This is a genomic window from Streptomyces actuosus, from assembly GCF_016921115.1.
Lineage (GTDB): Bacteria > Actinomycetota > Actinomycetes > Streptomycetales > Streptomycetaceae > Streptomyces > Streptomyces actuosus_A.
This window is the reverse complement of sequence record NZ_JAFFZS010000043.1, coordinates 1-23,419: the sequence shown is the minus strand read 5'-3', so window position 1 is coordinate 23,419 and position 23,419 is coordinate 1. Positions and strand designations below refer to the sequence as shown.

19 protein-coding genes are annotated in these 23,419 nt (G+C 73.1%); 12 read left to right on the top strand and 7 right to left on the bottom strand.

Translation table 11 applies throughout. The annotated features are described in order from the left end of the window. Window positions 1-88 precede the first annotated feature (88 nt). Complete coding sequence (locus JS756_RS31890) at window positions 89-1,267, top strand: saccharopine dehydrogenase family protein (protein WP_205386748.1); 1,179 nt, start codon at window positions 89-91, stop codon at window positions 1,265-1,267. Window positions 1,268-1,389: 122 nt separating this feature from the next. On the opposite strand, the gene JS756_RS31885 is transcribed toward JS756_RS31890, so the two are convergent. Then, window positions 1,390-2,112: an endonuclease V gene (locus JS756_RS31885; protein WP_205386747.1), complete on the bottom strand. Its 723-nt coding sequence runs from the start codon at window positions 2,110-2,112 to the stop codon at window positions 1,390-1,392. Window positions 2,113-2,161: 49 nt separating this feature from the next. On the opposite strand from JS756_RS31885, the gene JS756_RS31880 reads away from it, so the two are divergent. From JS756_RS31880 to JS756_RS31860, 5 genes are all read left to right on the top strand, one after another. Then, on the top strand, window positions 2,162-2,458 hold the full coding sequence (locus JS756_RS31880) for a YciI family protein (protein ID WP_205386746.1): 297 nt from the start codon (window positions 2,162-2,164) through the stop codon (window positions 2,456-2,458). 322 nt (window positions 2,459-2,780) lie between these two features. Then, window positions 2,781-3,197, top strand: coding sequence for a spore wall synthesis regulator SsgD (gene ssgD, locus JS756_RS31875; RefSeq protein ID WP_205386745.1), 417 nt, complete (start codon window positions 2,781-2,783; stop codon window positions 3,195-3,197). Window positions 3,198-3,755: 558 nt separating this feature from the next. Further along, window positions 3,756-5,396 (top strand): ABC-F family ATP-binding cassette domain-containing protein, encoded by a 1,641-nt coding sequence (locus JS756_RS31870; protein ID WP_205386744.1) that lies wholly within the window; start codon window positions 3,756-3,758, stop codon window positions 5,394-5,396. Window positions 5,397-5,507: 111 nt separating this feature from the next. Next, the gene (gene ddaH, locus JS756_RS31865) at window positions 5,508-6,284 is read left to right on the top strand and encodes a dimethylargininase (protein WP_205386743.1); all 777 of its coding nucleotides are present in this window, start codon (window positions 5,508-5,510) and stop codon (window positions 6,282-6,284) included. A gap of 223 nt (window positions 6,285-6,507) precedes the next feature. Beyond that, a complete protein-coding gene (locus JS756_RS31860) occupies window positions 6,508-7,482 on the top strand; it encodes an acyl-ACP desaturase (RefSeq protein ID WP_205386742.1) in 975 nt (324 codons plus the stop codon). A gap of 454 nt (window positions 7,483-7,936) precedes the next feature. Here the strand turns inward: JS756_RS31860 and JS756_RS31855 are convergent, their stop codons facing one another. After that, window positions 7,937-8,185: a WhiB family transcriptional regulator gene (locus JS756_RS31855; RefSeq protein WP_205386741.1), complete on the bottom strand. Its 249-nt coding sequence runs from the start codon at window positions 8,183-8,185 to the stop codon at window positions 7,937-7,939. Window positions 8,186-8,404: 219 nt separating this feature from the next. On the opposite strand from JS756_RS31855, the gene JS756_RS31850 reads away from it, so the two are divergent. Next, entirely contained in the window at window positions 8,405-9,190 is a 786-nt protein-coding gene (locus JS756_RS31850) for a VOC family protein (RefSeq protein ID WP_205386740.1), read from the top strand. A 7-nt stretch (window positions 9,191-9,197) separates the two neighbouring features. On the opposite strand, the gene JS756_RS31845 is transcribed toward JS756_RS31850, so the two are convergent. Both JS756_RS31845 and ligD read right to left on the bottom strand, forming a co-directional pair. Beyond that, window positions 9,198-10,133, bottom strand: coding sequence for an ornithine cyclodeaminase family protein (locus tag JS756_RS31845; RefSeq protein ID WP_205386739.1), 936 nt, complete (start codon window positions 10,131-10,133; stop codon window positions 9,198-9,200). A 4-nt stretch (window positions 10,134-10,137) separates the two neighbouring features. Next, window positions 10,138-11,169, bottom strand: coding sequence for a non-homologous end-joining DNA ligase (gene ligD, locus JS756_RS31840; protein ID WP_205386738.1), 1,032 nt, complete (start codon window positions 11,167-11,169; stop codon window positions 10,138-10,140). Between the two features lie 576 nt (window positions 11,170-11,745). Here ligD and JS756_RS31835 point away from each other — a divergent pair. Beyond that, window positions 11,746-12,816 (top strand): ATP-dependent DNA ligase, encoded by a 1,071-nt coding sequence (locus JS756_RS31835; protein WP_205386737.1) that lies wholly within the window; start codon window positions 11,746-11,748, stop codon window positions 12,814-12,816. Window positions 12,817-12,898: 82 nt separating this feature from the next. Here JS756_RS31835 and JS756_RS31830 read toward each other — a convergent pair whose 3' ends face one another. After that, on the bottom strand, window positions 12,899-14,089 hold the full coding sequence (locus tag JS756_RS31830; protein ID WP_205386736.1) for a zinc-dependent alcohol dehydrogenase: 1,191 nt from the start codon (window positions 14,087-14,089) through the stop codon (window positions 12,899-12,901). Between the two features lie 286 nt (window positions 14,090-14,375). On the opposite strand from JS756_RS31830, the gene JS756_RS31825 reads away from it, so the two are divergent. Continuing rightward, the gene (locus JS756_RS31825; RefSeq protein ID WP_205386735.1) at window positions 14,376-15,353 is read left to right on the top strand and encodes a DUF3048 domain-containing protein; all 978 of its coding nucleotides are present in this window, start codon (window positions 14,376-14,378) and stop codon (window positions 15,351-15,353) included. A gap of 140 nt (window positions 15,354-15,493) precedes the next feature. On the opposite strand, the gene JS756_RS31820 is transcribed toward JS756_RS31825, so the two are convergent. Further along, on the bottom strand, window positions 15,494-18,175 hold the full coding sequence (locus tag JS756_RS31820) for an ATP-binding protein (protein WP_205386734.1): 2,682 nt from the start codon (window positions 18,173-18,175) through the stop codon (window positions 15,494-15,496). Between the two features lie 627 nt (window positions 18,176-18,802). On the opposite strand from JS756_RS31820, the gene JS756_RS31815 reads away from it, so the two are divergent. From JS756_RS31815 to JS756_RS31805, 3 genes are all read left to right on the top strand, one after another. Beyond that, the gene (locus JS756_RS31815) at window positions 18,803-19,921 is read left to right on the top strand and encodes a DUF2510 domain-containing protein (protein WP_205386733.1); all 1,119 of its coding nucleotides are present in this window, start codon (window positions 18,803-18,805) and stop codon (window positions 19,919-19,921) included. Between the two features lie 75 nt (window positions 19,922-19,996). After that, window positions 19,997-20,890, top strand: coding sequence for an ABC transporter permease (locus JS756_RS37950; RefSeq protein ID WP_307791271.1), 894 nt, complete (start codon window positions 19,997-19,999; stop codon window positions 20,888-20,890). Window positions 20,891-21,141: 251 nt separating this feature from the next. After that, entirely contained in the window at window positions 21,142-22,227 is a 1,086-nt protein-coding gene (locus tag JS756_RS31805) for an ABC transporter substrate-binding protein (protein WP_205386732.1), read from the top strand. Between the two features lie 199 nt (window positions 22,228-22,426). On the opposite strand, the gene JS756_RS31800 is transcribed toward JS756_RS31805, so the two are convergent. Next, the coding region (locus JS756_RS31800) for a helix-turn-helix transcriptional regulator (RefSeq protein WP_240204668.1) at window positions 22,427-23,419 on the bottom strand (993 nt) is incomplete at its 5' end.

The following is a 23,419-nucleotide window of genomic DNA, read 5'->3' as shown; positions in this document are numbered from 1 at the left end:
CGGTCGCAGCGGGGGCGCCCGCAGCGCGGCCGTGCCCCCGCGCTAGCCTCGGCCCCCGACAGCGGCCGGCGCAGGAGCGAGAGGTGTCATGAGCAGGCTGAAAAAAACGGATCGCCCGTACGACATCGTGCTCTTCGGGGCCACCGGCTTCGTCGGGACACTGACCGCGGAGTACCTCGCCGCGCACGCGCCCGAGGACCTGCGCTGGGCGATCGCCGGCCGCAGCGAGCGGAAGCTTGCGGAACTGCGGGAGCGGCTGCCCGGCGGCGAGAGGGCGGGGGTGCTGACGGCGGACGTCTCCGACCCCGCCTCCGTACGCGCGCTCGCCGAGCAGGCGCGTGTGGTGGCGACGACCGTCGGTCCCTACATCCGGTACGGCGAGCAACTCGTCGCCGCCTGCGCCGACACCGGCGCGGACTACGTCGACCTGACCGGCGAGCCGGAGTTCGTGGACCTGATGTACGTCCGCCACGACGCACGCGCACGTGAGACGGGCGCCCGCCTGGTGCACGCCTGCGGGTTCGACTCCGTCCCCCACGACCTGGGCGCCCTGTACACCGTGCGGCACCTGCCCGAGGGGGTGCCGCTGACGGTGGACGGCTTCGTGAGCGTCGACGCGACGTTCTCCGGCGGCACCTTCGCCTCGGCGCTGAACCAGTTCGCGCGCGGCCCGCAGCTCCTGGCCGCGGCGCGGGAGCGCAGGCGGCACGAGCCGCGGCTGCTCGGCCGCCGGGCGCAGGCCCCGTCGGGGGTGCCCCGGTTCGCCAAGGAGGTGGGCGCCTGGGCGCTGCCCCTGCCGACCATCGACCCGAAGATCGTGCGCCGCTCGGCCAAGGCGCTCACGGCCTACGGCCCCGACTTCCGCTACCGCCACTACGCCGCGGTACGGCATCTGCCCATGGCCCTGGGCGGGGTCGCGGCCGTCGGGGCGCTGTTCGCCGCGGCGCAGGTGCCGCCCGCCCGGCGCTGGCTGTCGGACCGGCTGAAGCCGGGCGAGGGGCCGGACGCCGAGAAGCGGGCGCGGAGCCGGTTCGCGGTGCGCTTCGTCGGAGAGGGCGGCGGCCGGCGGGTCCTCACCGAGGTCTCTGGCGGCGACCCCGGCTACGGCGAGACGGCGAAGATGCTCGCCGAGTCGGCGCTCTGCCTGGCCTTCGACGACCTGCCGCCGACAGCGGGGCAGGTGACCACGGCGGTGGCGATGGGCGGCGTGCTCATCGAGCGGCTGCGGGCGGCCGGCATCCGGTTCCGGGTGGCGGCGCAGCGCTGACGAAGTCACCCCGGAAGAAGGTACGTCGGGAGCCGTCCCGGCGAGCGGGCCCGGCGGGGGCCGGCGGATGCGGGGCGGCGGCACCCGTCCGCACCCGCCGCCACGGGTGGTGACGCGGAGAGCTATCCGCCGGCTCCCCTGGGCGCGGGCGCGTGGCGGGTCGTCGTCTCCTGGAGGGCGCGGCGGCACAGGGAGTCCGCCCGGCGGGTCGTCTCCGGCAGCCGGTAGGCCGGGGTGAGCGCGAGGACATGGGCGCAGGCGTTGTCGAGGGCGACGCGGTGCCCCACGGACACGAAGACCGGCTTGACCCCGTCCCGGGTGCGCAGCGCCCGGCCGACCTCCTCCTCGCCCGCGAGCAGCGGCGCGGAGGAGCCGCGCCGGGGACCGGGATCGTCGTACGTGAAGGTGAACGGGTTCTTGGCCACCCCGATCACCGGCAGGCCGGTGAGGACGCCGAGGTGGCTGGCCAGGCCGAAGCGGCGCGGGTGGGCGAGGCCGTAGCCGTCGCACACGACCAGGCCGGGCGGGCAGGGCAGGGCGTCCAGCGCCGCGAGCACCGCGGGAATCTCCCGGAAGGCGAGCAGGCCGGGCACGTAGGGGAAGGACACCCGGCCGGCGGCGGTGGCCTCGGCCACGACGTCGAGGCTCGCCGCGTCCAGGACGACGGCCGCCGCCACGACGACGTCCCGTTCGTCGTCGTAGGCGACGTCGACACCGGTGACGTGCCCCGTCCCCGGTACCGGTCCCGGCTCGTCGATCACCACTCGGGCCCGCAGCTCGTCCTGGACGGCGCGGGCCTCCTCCTCGGTCGCGGGCCATCCCGCGGGAGTGCGTACGGTCGTCATGATGGAACGAGCGTACGGGGCGCCGCCCGGACGCCGTAAGCTCGCGATCATGTTCGTACTGGAGCTGAACTACACCGCCCCGCTCGACGCCGTGGACGCTCTGCTCGACGCGCATGTGGCCTGGCTCGACGGGCACTACACCCGGGGTACCTTCCTGGCCTCGGGCCGCAAGGAGCCCCGCGAGGGCGGGATCGTCCTCGCCGTCGCCGAGAGCCGGGCACAGGTCGAGGAGCTCACCGCCGGCGACCCGTTCGTCGTCGCGGGGGTCTGCACCTACCGGATCACCGAGTTCATCGCCACCAGGACGGCCCCCGAGCTGGCCGCCTTCCGGGAGACGCTCGCCTGAGACCGACGGGCCGCGGGCCGGGGCCTGCCGGGCCGCCGCGGCTGACGCGCGCTCAGGCCGCTCCGCCCTCCGGTGCCGCGCCCCGCTCGCGCGGCCGCTCGTCTCGCCCCGCCGCCGTCGTCCGAGGGGGCCGGCGCTTTCCGGGATCCCCCGGAACCCTCACGGGCCACGCCGGAATGAGCCGCCCTGCCACGGCTGTGCATGAATGCGGTGACAGAGGTCACTCGGCTCCGGGGTGCACGCGGGGGCCGGTTCCTACGTCTGTGGAAGTGCCGGTGCCATCCACCCGTTCATGGCCGAGCCGTCACAAGGGAGCAAGGCGTTGTCCACCGTCATCGCGCAGCCCGTCGAGGCGCGGCTCGTCGCCGCCGCGCCACGCATGCCGACCATCCCCGCCACACTGCACTACGACCGGCGGGACCCCTTCGCGGTCCGCATGACCTTCCCCGCCCCGGCCACCCTGGAGGGTGTGGAGGTCTGCTGGACCTTCGCCCGTGAGCTGCTCGCGGCCGGCCTCGACGGCCCGGAGGGCCAGGGCGACGTCCGGGTCTGGCCGTACGGGTTCGACCGCACGGTCCTGGAGTTCCACGCACCGGAGGGCACCGCGGTCGTCCACGTCCACTCCTCCGACATCCGCCGGTTCCTCGAAGCGACCGGCGCCCTGGTGCCCGCCGGTCTGGAGCACGTCCAGCTCGACCTGGACCACCACCTAGCGGAGTTGATGCGCGACGCCCGCTGACGGGCCGCGTCGAGCTCGCCGTGGTCGAGGCCACCGGCCAGGGCCCGCACGGCCCCGCGTCCGGCAGCTCCCCTGTGACGCGACACCCCAGACGTCGGGCAGGACCGGCGGGCGGCCGGGAACGCGCGGCACGCGGACGGCGTGGCCGGGGGGCGATGCCGTGTTCGTGTGCGTCATGCGGAACACCTGAGCATTCCATGACCGTTCGGCAGCCGGCTGAGATCCGCCGCGCGCGTACGCCCTCGCCGGGCCCGCGCAGCACGGCCCGGTGGGCCCGTCCGAAAATGCTTTGACGCCCCACGGGGCCCTTCGTACGGTGATCCCGGTCCTGTTGCCGTCGATTGGAGAAGGACGTTGCTCGTCTGAGGTCCTGAGACACCGCGTCACACACGTGCAGTGTGTCTACGTGGCGTGCGACCTCGGCGTCCGAGCCGTCCTCCGGCGCAGGGCCTTTCCGTGCCCTCTGCCTCCAGGACCCGCCTCCCTCGTGGTGGCCGCCGTGCGGTGTCTCGACATGCGTTCGCCCCCCGACCCGCACCGAGGCACCTGCGAGGCCCTATGTCCGCGTCTCCGTCCCTGTCCATCATCTGCACGTCCCTGTCCTTCGCCTGGCCCGACGGCACCGCCGTCTTCGACGGCCTCGACACCGCCTTCGGCCCCGGCCGGACCGGACTGGTCGGCGTCAACGGCTCCGGCAAGTCGACCCTGTTGAAGCTGATCGCCGGGGAACTCACGCCGACCGGAGGCACCGTCCGGGTCACCGGAGAGGTCGGGTGGCTGCCGCAGAACGTCACGCTCGACACCGCCCTCCGGGTCGACGAGGCGCTCGGCATCGCCGCGCAGCGGGCCGCCCTGCATGCCATCGAGTCCGGCGACGTCGGCGAGGAGCACTTCGAGATCGTCGGCGACGACTGGGACGTGGAGGAGCGAGCCCTGGCCGCCCTGGGCGAACTCGGCCTCGGCCACGTCGGCCTGGACCGCACCATCGGCGAGCTGTCGGGGGGCGAGTCCGTGCTGCTGCGGCTGGCCGCGCTGCTGCTGCGCCGTCCGGACGTGCTGCTCCTCGACGAGCCCACCAACAACCTCGACCTGTACGCCCGCAGGCGGCTGTACGCCGCGCTGGAGGCGTGGTCCGGGGTCCTCGTCGTGGTCAGCCACGACCGCGAACTGCTCGGCCTGGTCGACCAGATCGCCGACCTGCGCACCGGGGAGATCACCTGGTACGGCGGCAACCTCCCCGACTACGAGGAGACACTCGCCGTCGAACAGGACGCGGCCGAGCGGATGGTCCGGGTCGCCGAGGCGGACCTGAGGAAGCAGAAGCGCGAACTGGTCGAGGCCCACTCCAGGCTGGCGCAGCGCAGGCGCTACGCCGACAAGATGTACGAGACCAAGCGTGAGCCCCGGGCCGTGATGAAGCTGAAGAGACGCGCGGCCCAGGTCTCCGCCGGCAAGCACCGCCTGCTGCACGAGGACCGGCTGGCGGGGGCCAGGCAACGGCTCGACGAGGCGGTGGAGGCGGTCCGGGACGACGACGAGATCCGCGTCGACCTGCCGTACACCGCGGTGCCGCCGGGCCGATCGGTCCTCACGCTGCAGGATCTGTCCCTGGTGCACGGCGGCCGTCTCCGCGGCGGGCTGGAACTGCGCGGCCCGGAACGGATCGCGCTGATCGGCCGCAACGGGGCGGGCAAGACGACCCTGCTGCGCACGATCGCCGGGGAGTTGGAGCCGGTGTCGGGCGAGGTGGAGGTGCACGTCCCGCTGCGTTTCCTGCCGCAGCGGCTCGACATCCTCGACGGTGAGCTGACCGTCGCGGAGAACGTGGCCCGGTTCGCGCCGGACGCCACCGACAACCGGATCCGGGCGCGCCTCGCCCGGTTCCTGTTCCGGGGCGCCCGCGCCGACCGGACGGCGGCCACGCTGTCGGGCGGGGAGCGTTTCCGGGCGGCGCTGGCGGCGCTGATGCTGGCGGAGCCGGCCCCGCAGCTGCTGATGCTGGACGAGCCGACGAACAACCTCGACATGGCCAGCGTCCGGCAGCTGACCACGGCTCTGGAGTCGTACGAGGGGGCGCTGATCGTGGCCGGCCACGACCTGCCGTTCCTGGAGTCGATCGGCATCACCCGCTGGCTGGTGCTGGAGGAGGGCGAGCTGAGGCAGGCGGACGAGGACCATCTCGGCAGGGCCACGGGCTGACCGTGCAGGCCGACGGCGTCGGCCGGGCCCCCGCGGGCCCGGCCTGCGCGCCGGCCCACCGGTGCCGCATCATGGGTGCGGAGACCTGCCCGCCGATCCGGAGGCCACCTCGTGCCCAGCAAGAAGGCCCTCGTCCGCCGCCCCGGCCCCCGCCTCGCCGAAGGCCTGGTGACGCACAGGGAGCGGGAGAAGGTCGATGCGGAGCTGGCCGCCGAGCAGTGGGAGGCCTACGTCGCCGCTCTGCACGGGCACGGCTGGGAGACCTTCGAGGTGGAGCCCGCCGACGACTGCCCGGACTCCGTGTTCGTCGAGGACACGGTGGTCATGTACCGGAACGTGGCGCTGATCACCCGGCCGGGCGCCGAGTCCCGGCGGGAGGAGACCGCGGGCGTCGAGGAGGCGGTGGCCGCGCTGGGCTGCTCGGTCAATTGGATCTGGGAGCCGGGCACGCTGGACGGCGGTGACGTGCTCAAGGTCGGCGACACGATCTACGTCGGCCGGGGCGGCCGGACCAACGCGGCCGGGGTGCAGCAGCTGCGGGCCGTCCTCGAGCCGCTCGGGGCGCGGGTCGTCGCCGTGCCGGTGAGCAGGGTGCTGCACCTGAAGTCGGCGGTCACCGCGCTGCCGGACGGGACGGTGATCGGGCACATCCCCCACGTGGACCGGCCGGCGCTGTTCCCGCGGTTCCTGGCCGTGCCGGAGGAGCCCGGCGCGCACGTGGTGCTGCTCGGCGGCAGCACGCTGCTGATGTCGGCGAGCGCGCCGAAGACCGCGGAGCTGCTGACCGACCTCGGCTTCGAGGTGGTCCCGGTGGACATCAGCGAGTTCGAGAAGCTCGAAGGCTGTGTGACGTGCCTCTCGGTGCGCCTGCGGGGGCTGTACGCCTGACGAGTGACGCCCTCCCTCGTTCAGCCCTGGGACCTGCGGGTCCTGGGGCTGTTCTGCATGCCCGTGCCAGCCTCGGCCGCCCTGGCTGATCAGCGATCTTTACGCGGATCTTAACCTACGGCTTCGTAACCTACGGACTCGTAGCCTACGATCCCGTAGGTTCCGGCACCGCTCGCCGGACGCTTCCGCTCCGTTTTGCCGTTCCACCTCTCCTGGAGTCCCCGTGACGCTCACCTCTCCGCACCTCGGCAGCCCTGCCGGCTGGACCGACGCCCGGCTGCTGTACGCACTGGAGGAAGTGGTCGAGAAGGAGCTGAACCGTCACCTCAAGGCGGCCAAGGACTGGATGCCACACGAGTACGTGCCCTGGAGCGACGGCCGCAACTTCCCCGGCGTCTTCGAGGACGGCGAGGCCTGGGACAAGGCGCAGTCGAAGGTCACCGACATCGGCAGGATCGCTCTCGTGGTGAACCTGCTGACCGAGGACAACCTGCCCAGCTACCACCACGAGATCGCCAGCCTCTTCGGCCGCGACGGAGCCTGGGGCACCTGGGTGCACCGCTGGACCGCCGAGGAGGGCCGGCACGGCATCGTCATGCGGGACTACCTGCTGGCCTCCCGGGCCGTGGATCCGGACGAGCTGGAACGTTTCCGTATGGCACACATGAGCGAGGGCTTCGAGTCCGACAACCGGCACTCGATGCTCCACTCCGTCGCCTACGTCGCCTTCCAGGAACTGGCCACCCGCATCTCGCACCGCAACACCGGCCACCAGTCGGGCGACCCCGTCTGCGACCGCATGCTGGCCCGCATCGCGACCGACGAGAACCTGCACATGGTCTTCTACCGGAACCTGCTGAAGGCCGCCTTCGAGATCGCCCCCGACCCGACCATGCAGGCCGTGCGGGACGTGGTCGTCAACTTCCGGATGCCCGGCCACGGCATTCCCGGCTTCGAGCGGGCCGCTGCGCAGATGGCGATCGGTGAGGTCTACAACCTGCGCATCCACCACGACGACGTGATCCAGCCGGTGCTGCGCTTCCTGAGGATCCTGGACATCGACGGCCTCGGCCCCGAGGGGCTGCAGGCGCAGGAGGAGCTGGGTCTGTTCATGGGCGGGCTGGACGCCGAGGCCACGAAGTTCGACGAGCGGCTCGCCGCCCGCAAGGCCCGGATGGCCGCGCGCGCCGGCCGCTGACGCGACGCCCCGGAGGCGCACCGCGGGCCGCGGCAGGCCCGCGAGACGGTGTGGCGCGGCACGGGGGCCGCGACGCGCCTGCGAGCCCCGTGAGGCCCGTGGACCCCGTACACGCAAGCAGCGGCGATCCGTGCGACCGGCAGGGGCGCCCGGCACCCCCGGCACCGCGGGGGGACGCCTCCTCCCTCGCCGCCGGTGCCACCGGCTCCCGGTCCTCACCCGGCCGCCGTCGAGCGGCCCGCGGGCCGGGGAGGACAGGCGGCCCGCCACCCTGCGCCCGCGCCGGGCCGCAGGAGGGCCGCCTTCCCGGACCGGGGAGCGGCCCGCACGCCGGGCAGCGGCGCCCGACCCGAGGCCTGCCGTGCTCCGAGAGCGGGCCGCCGGACACGCCGCCCGTCGCGCCCCACAGGCTCTCGCGCCGCGCCGGGCGCGGTTTTTGTCCGCCGTGCGGCGTTCAGCGTGCGGTGCGCCGCAGCGCCAGGCGCTCCTTCTCGGAGAGGCCGCCCCAGACGCCGAAGCGCTCGTCGTGCTCCAGGGCGTACTCCAGGCACGCCGACCGGATGGGGCACAGACCGCAGATCCGCTTCGCCTCGCGCACGGAGCTGCCGGGCTCGGGGAAGAAGAAGTCGCCCCCGGTCTGCGCGCACAGCGCCTCCTGCTGCCAGGCAGGGTCGGCGGGCGCGGGAATCGTGTCGATGTGCATGGCCGTGAGCCTCGCCGACGGCACAAAACGTTCGCTCAACGGATGATCAACGCGAGGGGAGCGCCGCCCCGGGGCTCCTTCGCCGGGTCGATGATGCCGACGGCGCGGGGCCCCGCGCACGGCGGCGCGCCGACGTGTTGCGGCGGCGGCTGTCAGTGGGCGGTGCAAGACTCGGCAGAGCAGGCAACGCGATCCCTTCGAAGGAGAGGGAGGGCGAACATGCTCACCAATCGATTCGTCGACGGCGCGCCGAACTGGGTCGACGTCGGCACCTCCGACATCGAGGGCGCCACCCGTTTCTACGGCGCGCTCTTCGGCTGGCGGTTCGTGTCCGGGGGCCCGGAGGCCGGCGGCTACGGTTTCTTCCAGCTCGACGGGAAGACCGCGGCGGGCGGGATGCAGACCACGACGGAACAAGGCCCGCCGGCCTGGACCGTGTACTTCCAGAGCCCCGACGCACAGGCGACGGCCAAGGCCGCCGAGGAGGCGCACGGCCGTGTGCTGATGCAGCCCATGGACGTGATGGAAGAGGGCCGCATGGCGCTCCTGGCCGACCAGGCGGGCGTGCCGTTCGGGATCTGGCAACCCGGGCGGACCAAGGGCGTCGACGTGGCCGGCGTTCCGGGTTCGCTGCGCTGGGTCGAGCTGTACACGCCGGACATCGCCGCCGCCGCGGCCTTCTACCGTGCGGCACTGGGGCTGGAGACCTCGGCGGTGCCGTTCCCCGGCGGCACCTACACGTGCGTCAATCCGGCCGGGGGCGGACAGGACTCCATGTTCGGCGGGTTCGTCCCGCTGGCCGACGACCCGTCGGAACCGGACGCGTACTGGCTGCCGTACTTCGAGGTACCGGACCCGGACGGCGTCGTGGCCACGGCGCGGGAGCTGGGCGGCACGGTCCGGATGCAGCCCACCGACATCGAGAGCGTCGGCCGTGTCGCGAAGCTGGCCGACCCGTACGGCGCCCGCTTCGCGGTGATCAGGATCGCGTCGCCGCAGGAGTGAGCGGGGCTCAGCCCAGCAGGTCCACCCGGCTCCCCACCTGGTCCCGCTCGGCCCGCTGGTACGCCGCCCATGCCAGGGCGAGATCCTGCCAGGGCAGGCCGACAGGGGCGTAGACCGTGCGGGTGGCGGGGCCGGTACGGCCCGGGTGTTCGCCCCGCAGCACCTCGGCGAGGGTGGCGGCAGCGGCAGACGCCGGCAGACCCGCCGCCGCCGGCGCACCGGTCCGCGCGGCCAGGTCGCGGTCGTCGACGACGAGGAGCCCGGCGGCCAGCAGGTCGGCGGCGAGTTCCTGCTTGCCCGGCTCGTCGGCCCCCAGACTCGTGAAGTGCTGCCCCGGCCGGGTGTCCGCCAGGCGCAGCAGCGGCTCGCGCGACCAGGTGGCCAGGAGCACGGTGTCCGCCGCCGCGGCGACCGCGGCCGCCGAGTCCGTTGCCCGCCCGCGGTGGCGGGCGGCGAACGCCGCGGCCCGCTCCGCGTCGCTGTCGTGGACCACGAGGTCGCGCCACGGCCGCAGCACGGCCAGCCCCCGCAGCATCAGCTCGGCCTGCGCCCCCGTGCCGACCACCCCGAGGCGTTCCGATGCACCGGCCAGGACGGCCGTACCCAGCGCCGCCGCGAGTCCCGTGCGCCACGCGGTGACCGTGGCGGAGTCCAGCAGCGCGAGCAACTCCCCGTCGCGCCCGCTGTGCAGGCAGATGACACCGCGCAACGCGGGCTGTGCGCCGGGGAACTTGGCGTTGACCTTGACCGTGTAGGCCTCGATCCCGGGCAGCAGGCCGGGGATCAGGGCGGTCGCGGTGCCGGGGAACGGCAGGTCGGTGCGGATCCGCCGGCCCGGGAGGCCGGATTCGCCGGCGCGGTCGAAGCCGTCGCGCAGCGCGGCGATGCAGGCGGCGGGGTCGAGGAGGGATTCGAGATCGCTGCGGGTCAGTACACGGGTCACACCCTCATGATCCACCGGCCGCCGGCTTTTCCTGCTTGGCCCTGCTGGGCTGCACCCGCTTCGGCTCGCCCGGCATCTTCGGGTACTCGGGCGGATAGGGCAGATCCCCCAGTCCGTGGTCGCGTTCGTCCTTGGCGGCCAGTTCGAGCAGGGCGTCCAGGTGGAAGCGGTGGTCGTCCATGTCGGCGTGGACGTCGCCCAGTTCGGCGAAGCGCACGGGCATGGTGGCGAGGTCGAAGTCGCGGGGGTGGGCGTCGTCGACCTCGTCCCAGCGCAGGGGTGCGGAGACCGGGGCGTGCGGGTGGGGGCGTACGGAGTAGGCGGAGGCGATGGTGCGGTCCCGCGCGGTCTGGTTGTAGTCCACGAAGATCTTCTCGCCCCGTTCCTCCTTCCACCACCTGGTCGTGACCCGGTCCGGCATGCGCCGTTCCAGCTCCCGTCCCACCGCGATGGCGGCCCGGCGGACCTGCGTGAAGGTCCAGCGCGGCTCGATCGGCACGAAGACGTGCAGGCCGCGTCCCCCGGACGTCTTGGGCCAGCCCCGCAGGCCGCCGAACTCCTCCAGGATGGCTCGCAGTTCACCGGTGGCGTGGACGGCGTCGGCGTACTCGGTGCCGGGCTGCGGGTCCAGGTCGATGCGGAGCTCGTCGGGCCGGTCGACGTCGGCGCGGCGCACCGGCCAGGGGTGGAAGGTGAGGGTGCCGTACTGGGCGGCCCACACGACGGCGGCCTCCTCCGTCGGACACATCTCGTCGGCACTGCGACCGCTGGGAAAGGTGATGTGTGCGGTGGGGATCCAGTCGGGCATGTGCTTCGGGGCCCGTTTCTGGAAGAACCACTCGCCGGTGACGCCTTCGGGATGGCGCTCCAGGGTGGTGGGCCGGTCGCGCAGGGCCCGCAGGATGCCCGGCCCGACGGCCAGGTAGTACCGCGCGAGGTCCAGCTTGGTGTAGCCGCGCTCCGGGAAGTAGACCCTGTCCGGATGGGACAGCCGCACCGTCCGGCCGCCCGCCTCCAGTTCCACCGCGTCACCCATGCGGCCACGGTAGGCGTACCCCGTACACCTCGCACACCGGGCTCACGCCGCCCTATGGGGGCACAGTCGGCGCACGGGCCTGCGGCACATCGCGCAAGAGCATATGATGTGCCATTGCGGCTGATCCTCTCCTGCGCCACTCACGCGATGTCGCGCCCCGGCGCGTGCCGGCCGACGGGTGCGGCAGCCGCCGGACGAAGATCCGGCTCCGGAGGGGCTGCGCGACAACCCGGCACGGTGGCACTGCTGGTCGACGACGCCGGCGTCGAGGGGCCGTTCAGGCCACTGAGGGATGCGACACGGCTGCAGCGGTCGGGCTCCTGCCGGAGGACTCGGCTCCATGACCTCCCACCCCGCCGCCCCCGCCTTGCCGAGGGGCCGCCCCCCCGACAAGGCGGCACTTCCTCCACGTGGAGCGGTCGCCCGGCTCCTGGGCCCCTGGACGCCGGGGGTGCTGACCTGGGCCGCGTCCCACACGGTCCGGCCGTCGGACGACGGAACAGCCGCAGGAAGAGCGTGTCCGCCGGACGAAACAGGTGCCGTGCGGACGCCATGGACGACTCGTACAGTCGGAGGATGGATCTGCCGGTGATGCCGCCCGTGAAGCCGATGCTCGCCAAGTCGGTGGCGAAGATCCCACCGGGCATGCAGTACGAGGCCAAGTGGGACGGGTTCCGCGCGATCGTGTTCCGCGACGGCGCGGAGGTGGAACTCGGCAGCCGCACCGGCAAGCCGCTGACCAGGTACTTTCCGGAGCTGGTGGCGGCGCTGGCGGAGCGGGTGCCGACGCGCTGCGTGCTGGACGGGGAGATCGTGATCGCCCGGGACGGGCACCTGGACTTCGACGCGCTCACCGAGCGCATCCACCCCGCCGACTCCCGCGTGCGGACCCTCGCGGAGCGGACCCCGGCGTCCTTCGTCGCCTTCGACCTGCTGGCGCTCGGCGACGAGTCCCTTCTCGATCTGCCGCTGACCGACCGGCGGGCCCTGCTGACCCGGGCGCTCGACGCGGTCGCGCCTCCGGTGCACGTGGCTCCGGCGACCACCGACATCGACGAGGCACAGCACTGGTTCGAGCAGTTCGAGGGTGCCGGGCTCGACGGCGTGATCGCCAAGCCGCTCACGCTGCGCTACCGCCAGGACGAGCGCGCCATGTTCAAGATCAAGCACGAGCGCACGGCGGACGTGGTCGTCGCGGGATACCGCTTCCACAAGTCCGGCCCGGTGGTCGGTTCCCTGCTGCTCGGCCTGTACGACGAGCGGGGCGCGCTCCAGCACGTCGGCGTGTCGGCGGCGTTCCCGATGAGGAAGCGCGCCGAGCTGGTAGAGGAACTGGAGCCGATGCGGATGGGCGACGTGACGGGCCATCCGTGGGCGGCCTGGTCGGAGGAGGCCGCCCACGAGCGGGCCCGCCTGCCGGGGGCGCCGAGCCGCTGGTCGGGCAAGAAGGACCTGTCATGGGTGGCGTTGCGCCCGGAGCGGGTGGCCGAGGTGGCGTACGACCACATGGAGAACGGCGTCCGCTTCCGGCACACGGCCCGTTTCCGCCGCTGGCGTCCCGACCGCACCCCGCAGAGCTGCACCTACGGGCAGTTGGACGAGCCGGTGCGCTACGACCTGGCGGAGGTGCTGGGCTCCGGCGCCTGAGGCGCGGCTCGTCTCCGCATCGGCGGGGCCCCGCCGATGCGCTCGCACGGGGACGGTCGCCGGCGAGGCCGGTCCGGCGGCCTCACGGCTTCAGCAGCACCTTCACCGCGCCGTCCTGCTTGCGCTGGAACATCTCGTAGGCGTGCGGGGCCTCGTCCAGGGGCAGCCGGTGGGTGGCGAAGTCGTCGACCCCGAGCGGGTCCTCGTCGGTGAGGTGGGGCAGGATCTCGTCGCTCCAGCGGCGCACGTTGGCCTGACCCATGCGGATCTGGATCTGCTTGTCGAACATGGTGAGCAGCGGCAGCGGGTCGGCCGTGCCGCCGTACACGCCGATCAGGGAGAGCGTGCCACCGCGGCGCACCAGGTCGATGGCGGTGTGCAGGGCGGCGAGCCGGTCGACGCTGAAGTGCTCCGCGAGCGGACCGCCGATCCTCCGGGGCAGGATCGAGGCGGCCTGCTGGGCCAGGCGGGCCGCCGCACTGCCGTGGGCCTCGGTACCGACGGCGTCGATCACGGCGTCCGGTCCCCGGCCGTCGGTCTCGTCCCGGATCGCGGTGACCAGTTCCTTCTCGCTGTCGAAGTTCCTGAGGTCGAACGTCTCGACGCCCCGCTCGCGTGCCCGGTCCAGCCGCTCGGGCACCAGGTCGACGCCGAGCACCCGCCCGGCACCGCGCATCCGGGCCACACGGCAGGCCATGTCTCCGATCGGTCCGAGGCCGAGGACGGCCACGCTGCCGCCTCGGGGCACGTCCGCGTAGGCGACCGCCTGCCAGGCCGTGGGCAGCACGTCGGAGAGGTAGACGAACCGGTCGTCGGGCGGTCCGTCGGGGATCTTGATGGGGCCGAACTGCGCCTGCGGGACGCGCAGGTACTCCGCCTGGGCGCCCGGTACGGCGCCGTACAGGCGGGTGTAGCCGAACAGGGCGGCGCCCATGCCCTCACCGGCGACCTGGGTGGTCTCGCACTGGGTGGGCAGCCCGTTCAGGCACATCCAGCAGTCGCCGCAGGCGATCTGGAAGGGAACGACCACCCGGTCGCCCGCCGCGAGGTCGGGCACGCCCGCGCCGACCTCCTCCACGACGCCGATGGGCTCGTGCCCGAGGATGTCGCCCGGTGTCATGAATGCCGTCAGGACCTCGTACAGGTGCAGGTCGGAGCCGCACAGTCCGCTGGAGGTGACCCTGATGACGGCATCCGTCGGCTCCTCGATCCTCGGATCGGGTACGTTCTCGACGCGCACGTCCCGCCTGCCCTGCCACGTCACTGCCCTCATCTGCCCGCTCCTCAGCCGTGTCCGTGTCGTCGGCCGTTGCCGGGTCACCGGATCCGGCCGTGCCGCCGGGTACCCCCGGACCCGCACGCGAACCTCCGACCCGGCCTCGGACACGGACCGCCGGTCCGGTCCCGGAGACCGGCGACGGAGGTCCGGCCACGGCCGTCGGAGCCCTTCGGCGGGTTACCGCACATGTCTCTCATCTCGGTCATGCCCATGAATGGCTCGAATCATCCGATGAGCGCACAATCGATGACGACACACGACTGGACGGGCAACCGTGGGCATGAGACGAGGAGCGCGCACCCCGCGCGCAGGAACGACAGCGGCGGCGCTGCTGGCCGCGTCGCTGACGATGTCGCTGGCGGCGGCCTGCACCTCGCCGCACCGCACGTCCGACGACGGGCACGCGCCGGTCCCCTCCCCCACGGAGGACCGGTCCACCGGCCGCGGCTCCGTGCTCGCCGTGAAGATCGACAACGTGCCGGCCGCCCGGCCGCAGGCGGGCCTGGACTCCGCGGACGTCGTGTACGCAGAGCAGGTCGAGGGCGGGCTGAGCCGGCTGATGGCGGTGTACGCGAAGCAACTGCCCTCGGCGATCGGTCCGGTGCGCAGCGCGCGTGAGTCCGACCTGGAACTGCTGCGCCAGTTCGAGGAGCCGACGCTCGCGTTCTCCGGGGCACAGAGCAAGCTGCTGCCGCTGATCGACAAGGCACCGTTGCGGGCGGAGACCCCGGGCAAGGCGTCCGGGGCCTTCTACCGCAGCGGTGACAAGCCGGCACCGCACAACCTGTATCTGCGGCCGGACCGGCTGATGTCGTCCGCCCCCGGCGGATCCGCCCTGACGACCGGCTTCCGCTACGGCGACAGGCCGTCCGGGGGCACGGACGCGACCACACGCACCGTCCGCTATCCTGCCGCCCGCTTCACCTTCACCTGGTCCGGGGACCGCCACCGCTACCTGGTCGCCATGGACGGCACGCCCACCCTGACGCCCGAGGGCCGCCGGGTGGCCGCCTCGACGGTGGTGGTGCAGTACGTGGAGATGCGCAGCTCGCGCTTCCACGACTTCCTCGGCAACCGCACGCCGTACACGCGGACGGTCGGCTCCGGGAAGGCCGAGGTACTGCGGGACGGCCGCGCCTACGACGTCACCTGGAAGCGGGCGGAGGCCACGGACGGCACGGAGTTCACCACGAAGGACGGCAATCCGATGACCTTCGCCGACGGACAGGTCTGGGTGGTCTTCGCGCCGGCTCCCTGACCCGGTCCGGACAGCACACCGCTCTCCGGACGGGAACGGGAACGCGGGTGTGCGTCCGAGGCGCCCGAGCCGATCGAGGCGGGCGCTCCTGCCGGGTACGGTACGTCAGGAGCGCCCGGAGCGGACTGGACCGCCGCGCGTCAGACCGGGTGGTGGCCCGTGCCCAGCTCCTGTTGGGCACGGGCGACGAGACCGTCCGCGCCGCACGAGCGGGCCAGGGCCAGACCGCGCCGGAGCTCGGCGTCGGAGCGGGCGGCGATGCCGTACTCGACGCGGGCCGCGGCGTGTTCGTACTGGCAGGGCGAGGTCTCCAGGTAGGTGACGGCCTGTTCGGCGAGACGGACCGCGCGCTGGCCGGTCTCCAGCGCGGCGGCACAACGCAGGGCCTCGCCGATGGCGGTGTCGGTGCCGAAGCGCTCGGCCTGGCTGCGGGCGTCGGTGGCCAGCCGGGCGGCCCGGGTGGGATCCTCGGCGGCCAGGGCACGGGCGAGGTCGACCACCCAGGGGACCATCACCGGGTTGTGGTGGCCACGCGTACCCGCCGCCTTCTCGGCGGCCTCCAGTTCGTTGATGCCCTCCTTGGTGCGGCCGACGGCGAGCAGCAGCCTGCCGCGCACCGACTGCGGGTCGGGCAGGACGATCGTGGACGGGTACGGCGGGCCGAAGCCGTACCGCTCGGCCACCGACCAGGCCTCCTCGACATGGCCGCGGGCGAGGAGGGTGTCGACGAGGTTGCAGGTCGCCGACCAGTACAGGGGAAGGCCGCGGCCGACGCGCTCGGCGAGCCGCAGTGACTCGCGCAGCGAGGCCTCGGCCTCCTTGAGCCGGCCGCGACGGCGGTGACCGAGACCGAGGTAGGCGTGGGCCAGAGCGAGGTGGCCGCCGCTCCAGCCCGCGCTCTCGTAGGTGCGCAGGGCGTCCGTGAAGAGGGCCTCGGCCCGGTCCAGGCGGTCGGTGTAGGCGTAGGAACTGGCGAGCATCATCGGCAGTTCGATGCCCCACTCGGTGTCGGTCCAGCCGAGACCGGGCGCGAGCCGGCCGTTGACGAGGGTGCGGTCGCACACCTCGACGACCTCCTCCGCGTTCTCGCCGCGGCTCATGGCGTCGAAGCCGCGCAGGATGAGCAGGGCGCGTTCGGAGTTGTCGCGCCCGGTACAGGTGCGGGCGAGATCAACGAGGCGCTCGGAGCGGCCCGGGGAGGCGGACTCCCCGGCATGGATGCCCTCCCACATGTACTGGACTGCCTGCAGGCGCATCCTGGCCGGACCGTCGGGGTGGCGGGCGGCCTCCGCCTCGACGGTGCGGACGGCCTCCTCCAACTGGTTGTTGTGGAGGAGGGCCTGGGAGAGGCGGAAGACGGCGTCGACACGTTCGGCGCTGTCCAGACCGGGCATGGCGAGCGCGGCCTGGAGGTGACCGATCGTCTTGGCGGGCGCGGTGAGCAGGGTGGCGCAGCCGAGTTCGTACAGCACATGCGCGTGGACCTCGGGCAGCGGTGGTTCCACCAGCGCGCGCTCCAGGCAGCGGCGTGCGGCGTCGGGAGCGCCGACGGCGAGGTGCTCGCGGGCGGCCTCACGCAACTGCTCGACCAGTTCCTGGTCGTCGTCGGGGTGCACCTGCAGGAGGTGGCGGGAAGCGGCCGCTGCGCCCAGGTGGCTGTCGGTGACGACCTGGGCGGCCACGCCGTGCCAGGCGCGCCGCAGCGCGTCGGGGATGGAGTTGTAGACGGCGGTGGCGATCAGCGGGTGGACGAACTCCAGTGCGTCGGCGCCGGTGGATCCGGTCGCCGGGTCGGGCGCGGTGAGGATGCGGGAGGCCTTCAGCAGGTCTGCGCAGCGCTCGGCGTCCTCACGGCTCATCGTGGCGAGCCGGGCCACCAGGTCGACCGTGATGCCGTCACCGAGGATGGCCGCGGCCCAGGCCAACCGGGTGGCGTCGATGCCGAGTTCCTCCAGGCGGGCGACGAGGCCGCCGCCGCGGGCGGAGCGGTTCAGGGCGCGCAGTTCACCGGCCGAGGACTCGGTCGGATCGAGTTCGCTGTCGTGCACCTTGGCAAGGAGTTCGACGGTCTCGTAGGGGTTGCCGCCGGTGACGGCCCACACCTCACGGCAGAAGGGGGCGTCGGCGTGCTCGCCCAGGGTGGCGCGGGTCAGGCCGGCGACCGCGTCCGGGGTGAGAGCGCTCAGGGAGCTGATGGTGTGGCCGGATGTGGTGACCGCCTCCAGCATGGGCGCGCCCTCGCCGCGCATCTCGCCGGGCCTGCGGGCGACGACGACCAGGACGGACAGGTCGTGGAGGCGGTCGGCGAAGGCGGCGAGGAAGCGCAGGGTCTCCTGGTCGGCCCAGTGGGCGTCGTCGACGAGGAGGACGAGCGGCCAGTCGCGCTTGGCCAGCCGGCGCACGGCCGCGACGAGTCCGTCGCACACACCCTGCGGGTCGGCCGGGCGTTCGCTCGGCTCAGCTATGCCGAGGGCGGGGCCGGCGATGTCGTACCAGTCTCCGAGGTACTCGCGGGCCTCCTCCGGCATCAGCGACACGAGCGCCGGCTGCAGCAACTGGCGCACCACGTTGAACGGCACGGAGCGAAGGGTCTCTCCGCTGCGGGCCGACCAGACGGTGCAGCCGCGCGCCTCGGCCAGGCGGCGCGTCCGGGTCAGCAGCGCCGTCTTGCCGAGGCCCGCCTCACCCTGGAACACCAGCACGGCACCCGAGGAGGACTGATCGGCGCACAGGGCGTCGATCGCCCGCGCGACCACGGCGACTTCCTGGTCGCGCTCCCACAGGGAAGCCGAGGCGGCCTGCATGGGCCGAACCTCCGTCATCCCGCTACCTCCCCAAGTCGCCCGAACCACGTGCAGGCTCGAGCGTAGTCCCCCGGTGCCCCGGACGGAGGCCGGTCGGCACAGCAGTTGCCGTAACGGATGAAAGGGAGTAAGGGGAGCAAGCGGTAGGGCTCGGGCGCCGCACGGGCGACAGCGGCTGGCAACATTCCTTGTCCCGAGCCGAGTTGACGGTCGTTCGGCCGGAGATCGACTCGGTGTGCGGGAGCGGGCGAACGCACCCGCCGGCGCACCGGTGAGGCTCTCGGACGCACGGCAGAAGCCGCGACCGGGGGTCGGGCAGGCCGACGGGACGACCTGATCCCGGCGCTCGGCCGGAACCGGGGCGACGGCGACGCGACGGCCGGACCCGGGAGCGGGCGGGACGTCCGCGACCGGGGTCGTGGCCCCGGTCGGCCAGGTGTGACGGCCCCGCGGGCGCGGCGGCCCCGGCCCGATCGGGCGCGCCGCGCGACCGGGTGGGACCGGGGAGGGGCGGCCGGTCCCGCGGCGACGGAGGGGCCGGATCCGCGGCGCCGCGACCCGTCGGGGCCGGGTCGCGGGCCTCGGTGATCGACGGGAGGCGCCCCCTCTCATGTCGCTCTCACAGATGCCTCATACGGTTGACCCATGACGCAGGTGACTCCCCCCGGGTGGTACCCCGACCCGGGACAGACAAGTGACGGTCCCGCCACCGAGCGCTGGTGGGACGGCAAGGCGTGGACGGACCGGACGCGCCCCGCGGGGTCCGCCGCAGCATGGGGGCCGCCGCAGCAGCCGGCCGGCGGACCGCCGCCGGCCGCGACGGAGCAGCGCGGAGTGGCCGGGGCACCGGATCAGCCGGGCGCCGCCGGGGCTCCGGGGCCCTTCGGGCAGCACGCGTACGACGGGCAACCACCCTTCGGCGGGCAACCCGGGTACGGCGGGCAGCCCGGGTACGGCGGGCAGCCGTCGTTCGGCGGGCAGCCGGGCTATCCGGTCCACCCGGGGTACCCCGGTCAACCGGTGGCATCCGGCGGACGGCGCGGGGTTCGGGTCGGGATAGCGGTGGCCGCGGCCGTCGCGGTCCTGGCGAGCATCGGGGTCGGCGTGTGGGCACTGGCCAAGGACGACGGCGGGGGCCGCGACGACGCCCGGCAGGGACAGGGCGGGCCCGGCGGCGGCCCCGGGGGCCGCGACGGCGGGGCGGCGCCCTCGCCGAACCGGTCGGAGCCGCCGCGGATCGAGAGCGGCTCGGTGACCGACGCGGCCGACGGCATCAGCCTCCCCGTCCCCGAGGGCTGGTACGGGCAGCAGGGCGCCGGCGGTGCGGCCGTGACCTCGAACGACAGTTACCCCTGCCCGGGCGACACCAGCAAGACCTGCACCAAGGGCGGCGCCTTCGCGGCACCGGCGGGCGCGGGCGCCCGCGGCGCCACGGCCGAGGAGGTCGCCAAGGCGGACATCGCGGCCAACGCGGAGGAGTCCTACGGCGGCACGACCTACGGCGGCATCACCTCGCACCAGGAACTGGCCTCCAAGGCCGTCACCGTGGCCGGGCAGAAGGGCTACCGGGTCCGCTGGAAGGCCGTCACCAGCAAGGGTGCCGACGGCTGGGTCGAGTCGCTGGCGTTCCCCTCCCCGGCCGACCCGCGGCACATGGTCGTGGTCCGCTTCGGCGTCGACACCGACCAGGACGCGTCCGTGATCGACGAGATCACCCGGGGCATCAAGGTGGCCCGCGGCGGCGGCAGCGGCCAGGACGTCTGAGCCCGGATCCACCGGCTTACTTCGTGAGTGATCGTTTTCGTTGATCGGGGTGCTGGGTCTGGCGGCGGGCATGGAGTGGTCGCTGGTCTGCATGAGCACGATGTCCACCGCTCCCGTCCCCGCCGTCGCCGACGGCACGAAGGGCTCGCCCGCGGCGGCCGCCCGGGGCGCCGCCCGGCGGCGGGTGGCCCGGGTCTGGGTGGGCCGCGTCGGCCTGGCGGTCTTCGTGATCGGCGGCTGGCAGGCGTCACCACCTGGGGGCTCGTCGACCCGTTCTTCTTCGGGCAGCCCTCGGGCATCGCCAGGCGCCTGATCGAACTCTTCCAGGACGGCACCGGATTCGGGTCCTTCTACTCGAACATCTGGACCACCATCCAGGAGGCGCTCCTCGGCTTCGTCGTGGGCTCCCTCACCGGAGTCGTCTTCGGCGTCGCGCTCGGCCAGAGCCGCTACCTCGCCGACGTGCTGGGCCCGTACATCAAGATGGTCAACGCGATCCCGCGCATCGTCCTCGGCTCGATCTTCATCGTCGCCTTCGGCATCGGCGTGACCCCGAAGATCCTGCTCGCCGCGGTGCTGGTGTTCTTCATCGTCTTCTTCAACGCCTTCCAGGGCGTGCGCGAGGTCGACCGCAACATCCTCGCCAACGCCCGGGTGCTCGGCGCCTCCCAGCTCCAGATCATCCGGCACGTCGTCGTGCCCTCCGCGCTCACCTGGATCATCGCCAGCCTGCACAGCGCCTTCGGCTTCGCCATCGTCGGCGCGCTCGTCGGCGAGGTGCTCGGCGCGCAGAGCGGACTGGGCCTGGTCATCAAGACCGCGCAGAACAACTTCGACCCCAACGGCGTGTTCGCCACGATGCTCGTCATCTCGGTGATCGTGCTCGGTGCGGAGTGGCTGATCGGCAAGCTCGAACGCCGGCTCCTGTCCTGGCGTCCGCCGTCCCCCTCCGAGGCAGCCGGCCTCTGAGCCGCACCGCCCCCACCCCCGCGGCCGTCTCCGCCCCACGGCTCAACCCCATAGCCGCTCAGCCCAGCGGCCCACTGCCCCGCGGCCCACTTCCCCGCGGCCCACTTCCCCGCGGCCCACTTCCCCGCGGCCCGCTGTCCACCCCCCTCGCGCCCCCCTCGCACCCTCCCCTGCTCGCCCCCTCCTCCGCGCGCGCCCACCGAGCCGGACCCGAGTCGGACCCGAGCAAGACCCGAAAGGAATGAGCCGCCATGCTCAAGAGAGCACTCACCGCATCGATCGCCACCGTTCTGACCCTCGGCGCGGCCACCGCGTGTTCCAGCGGTTCCGCGGACACCGGTTCGGGCGGCTCCGGCGGGACGCCGACCGTCAAGCTGATGGTCGGCGGCATCGACAAGCAGATCTACCTGCCCTACCAGCTCGCCGAGAGCCTCGGCTTCTACAAGAAGTACGGCGTCAAGGTCGAGCTCAGCAACGAGGCGAACGGCGGTGTCGGCGCCGACACCGCGATGGCCTCGGGGCAGGTCGACATGGCGGGGGCGTGGTACGTGCACGCCATCGACTTCGTGGCCAAGGGCAAGGGCGTCGAGTCGATCGTCCAGTTGTCCGGAGCGCCGGGCGAGCGGGAGATGTGCTCGACCGGGAGCGGCGTGAAGTCGCCCGCCGACTTCAAGGGCAAGACGCTGGGCGTCACCGACATCGGCTCGGGCACGGACACCCTGACCAAGTTCATGGCCGGGCAGAACGGCGTCAAGGACGACCAGTTCCACCGCATCGCGGTCGGCGCGGGCTCCACCGCGATCGCCGCGCTGCAGAACGGCAAGGCCGACTGTGTCATCACGACGCAGCCGACCGTCTCCGCGATCGAGAAGAAGGGGGTCGGCGCCTCCGCAATCAACCTGGCCACCACCGACGGCGCCAAGGAGACGCTGGGCGGCGCCTGGCCTGCGGCGAGCGTCCTGGCCCGCACCGACTGGGTGAACTCGCACAAGGACACCGTGCAGAAGGTCGTCGACGCCCTCGTGGCCACCATGCACTGGATGGACACGCATAGCGCGGCCGACATCGCGAACAAGCTGCCGTCGTCGTTCACGGAGAACGAGTTGGTGACCAAGGACGACTACATCAAGGCGCTGGAGGAGGACAAGGGCCAGTTCCTGCCGGACGGGATCATGCCGGCCGGCGGTCCGAAGACCGTGCTGGCGACCGAGGTGACGGTCGGCAAGGCGACCTCGTCGCTGGACCTCGGCAAGACGTTCACCAACGAGTTCGCCCTTGCGGCCAACAAGAAGCTGGGCTTCACCCCCAAGACGACCCCGGCCGGGTCCGACGGCTGAGGCCCACGCGGCTGAGGCTCCGGCGGCTCGGGCTCCGGCGGCTGAAGCTGCCACCGCCGAGGCTTCCGGCGGCCGAGAGCCTGCGCCTACTAGGCCTTCCGGGCGCCCCCCCCCGCCCGGGAGGCCTCTGCCGCGTGCGCGGTCGTCGGCCGCGTGCGCCGTCGTCGGCCGCCGCCGGTGGGCGGCGGTTCGGTGCGGCTCACTGGCGCTGGGTGTGGCACCAGGCGACTATCTCGGCACGGGAGGTGAAGCCGAGCTTGGTGAGGAGATGCGCCACGTGCGTCTCGGCGGTCCGGCGGGAGATGACGAGCCGGGTGGCTATCTCCTTGTTGCTCAGTCCCTGTGCGATCAGTGCCGCCACCTCGCGCTCGCGCCTCGTGGGGGTGTCCGCGCCCCTCGGCCGGGTCTCGGCGGTCGAGACCGGCGGTGCGGGTGCCCGCTCACCGAGGGCGTAGGCGCAGGACTGCTCGAACGACATCGCCTCACCCGCGGCGAGGGCCTCGGTGAACACCGCTTCGCCCAGCGCACGGCGTGCCTGCGCCTGGCAGTGCTCGTGGCTCGCGATGTCGGGGGAGGCCCAGTAGGAGACCGAGGCCTGCATGTTGTGCAGCAGGGACTTGGTCGCGCCCAGCAGCCGTGCCGCCCGCCCGTGATCGCCCTCCTGGCCGGCGCTCCACGCCAGTACGTCGAGGCAGGAGGCGCATCCCGACCGGTCGCCGAAGGTACGGGCCGCTTGCAGTCCTTCCCTCAACAGGGCCGTCGCCCGGCGTGTGTCGCCCTGCCGGAGCAGCTCCCGGCTCATGAACCGCAGCACGTAGCACTTGACCCAGCTGCTGTGTTCCTTCCTGCACAGAGCCAGTGCTTCCTCGCCGATGGTGAGTGAGCGCCGGTCGCCCAGGAGGCTCAGGTTCCCGCCCAGAGCCACCAGGGCGATCAGGACGCCCTTGGGGTCGTCCAGTTCCCTCTGCCTCCGGAGGGCTTCGTCGGCGAGGGCGAGTCCGTCGGTCACGTCGTCCAGCATGGTGGCCATGGCGGTCCACAGGGCGTTCCAGGCGAGAGCGGATCGGTCGTCCAGTCGTGCGGCCACCTCCCTGCCCTCGGCGAGTCTGCGGAGGGACTCGTTCTGTTCGCCCTGCAGCACGGCGAACAGGCCGCTGATCCACAGTGCCTTGGCGCGTTCCGGGCTGTCCTC

Excerpts from the sequence above, each read along its gene's own strand:
- JS756_RS31805 (WP_205386732.1), top strand. The coding sequence starts at position 21,142 with ATGCTCAAGAGAGCACTCACCGCATCGATCGCCACCGTTCTGACCCTC.
- JS756_RS31830 (WP_205386736.1), bottom strand. The coding sequence starts at position 14,089 with ATGAGGGCAGTGACGTGGCAGGGCAGGCGGGACGTGCGCGTCGAGAAC.
- JS756_RS31815 (WP_205386733.1), top strand. The coding sequence starts at position 18,803 with ATGACGCAGGTGACTCCCCCCGGGTGGTACCCCGACCCGGGACAGACA.
- JS756_RS31835 (WP_205386737.1), top strand. The coding sequence starts at position 11,746 with ATGGATCTGCCGGTGATGCCGCCCGTGAAGCCGATGCTCGCCAAGTCG.
- JS756_RS31870 (WP_205386744.1), top strand. The coding sequence starts at position 3,756 with ATGTCCGCGTCTCCGTCCCTGTCCATCATCTGCACGTCCCTGTCCTTC.
- JS756_RS31885 (WP_205386747.1), bottom strand. The coding sequence starts at position 2,112 with ATGACGACCGTACGCACTCCCGCGGGATGGCCCGCGACCGAGGAGGAG.
- JS756_RS31825 (WP_205386735.1), top strand. The coding sequence starts at position 14,376 with ATGAGACGAGGAGCGCGCACCCCGCGCGCAGGAACGACAGCGGCGGCG.
- JS756_RS31855 (WP_205386741.1), bottom strand. The coding sequence starts at position 8,185 with ATGCACATCGACACGATTCCCGCGCCCGCCGACCCTGCCTGGCAGCAG.
- JS756_RS31890 (WP_205386748.1), top strand. The coding sequence starts at position 89 with ATGAGCAGGCTGAAAAAAACGGATCGCCCGTACGACATCGTGCTCTTC.
- JS756_RS31850 (WP_205386740.1), top strand. The coding sequence starts at position 8,405 with ATGCTCACCAATCGATTCGTCGACGGCGCGCCGAACTGGGTCGACGTC.
- ligD (WP_205386738.1), bottom strand. The coding sequence starts at position 11,169 with ATGGGTGACGCGGTGGAACTGGAGGCGGGCGGCCGGACGGTGCGGCTG.
- JS756_RS31880 (WP_205386746.1), top strand. The coding sequence starts at position 2,162 with ATGTTCGTACTGGAGCTGAACTACACCGCCCCGCTCGACGCCGTGGAC.
- JS756_RS31820 (WP_205386734.1), bottom strand. The coding sequence starts at position 18,175 with ATGACGGAGGTTCGGCCCATGCAGGCCGCCTCGGCTTCCCTGTGGGAG.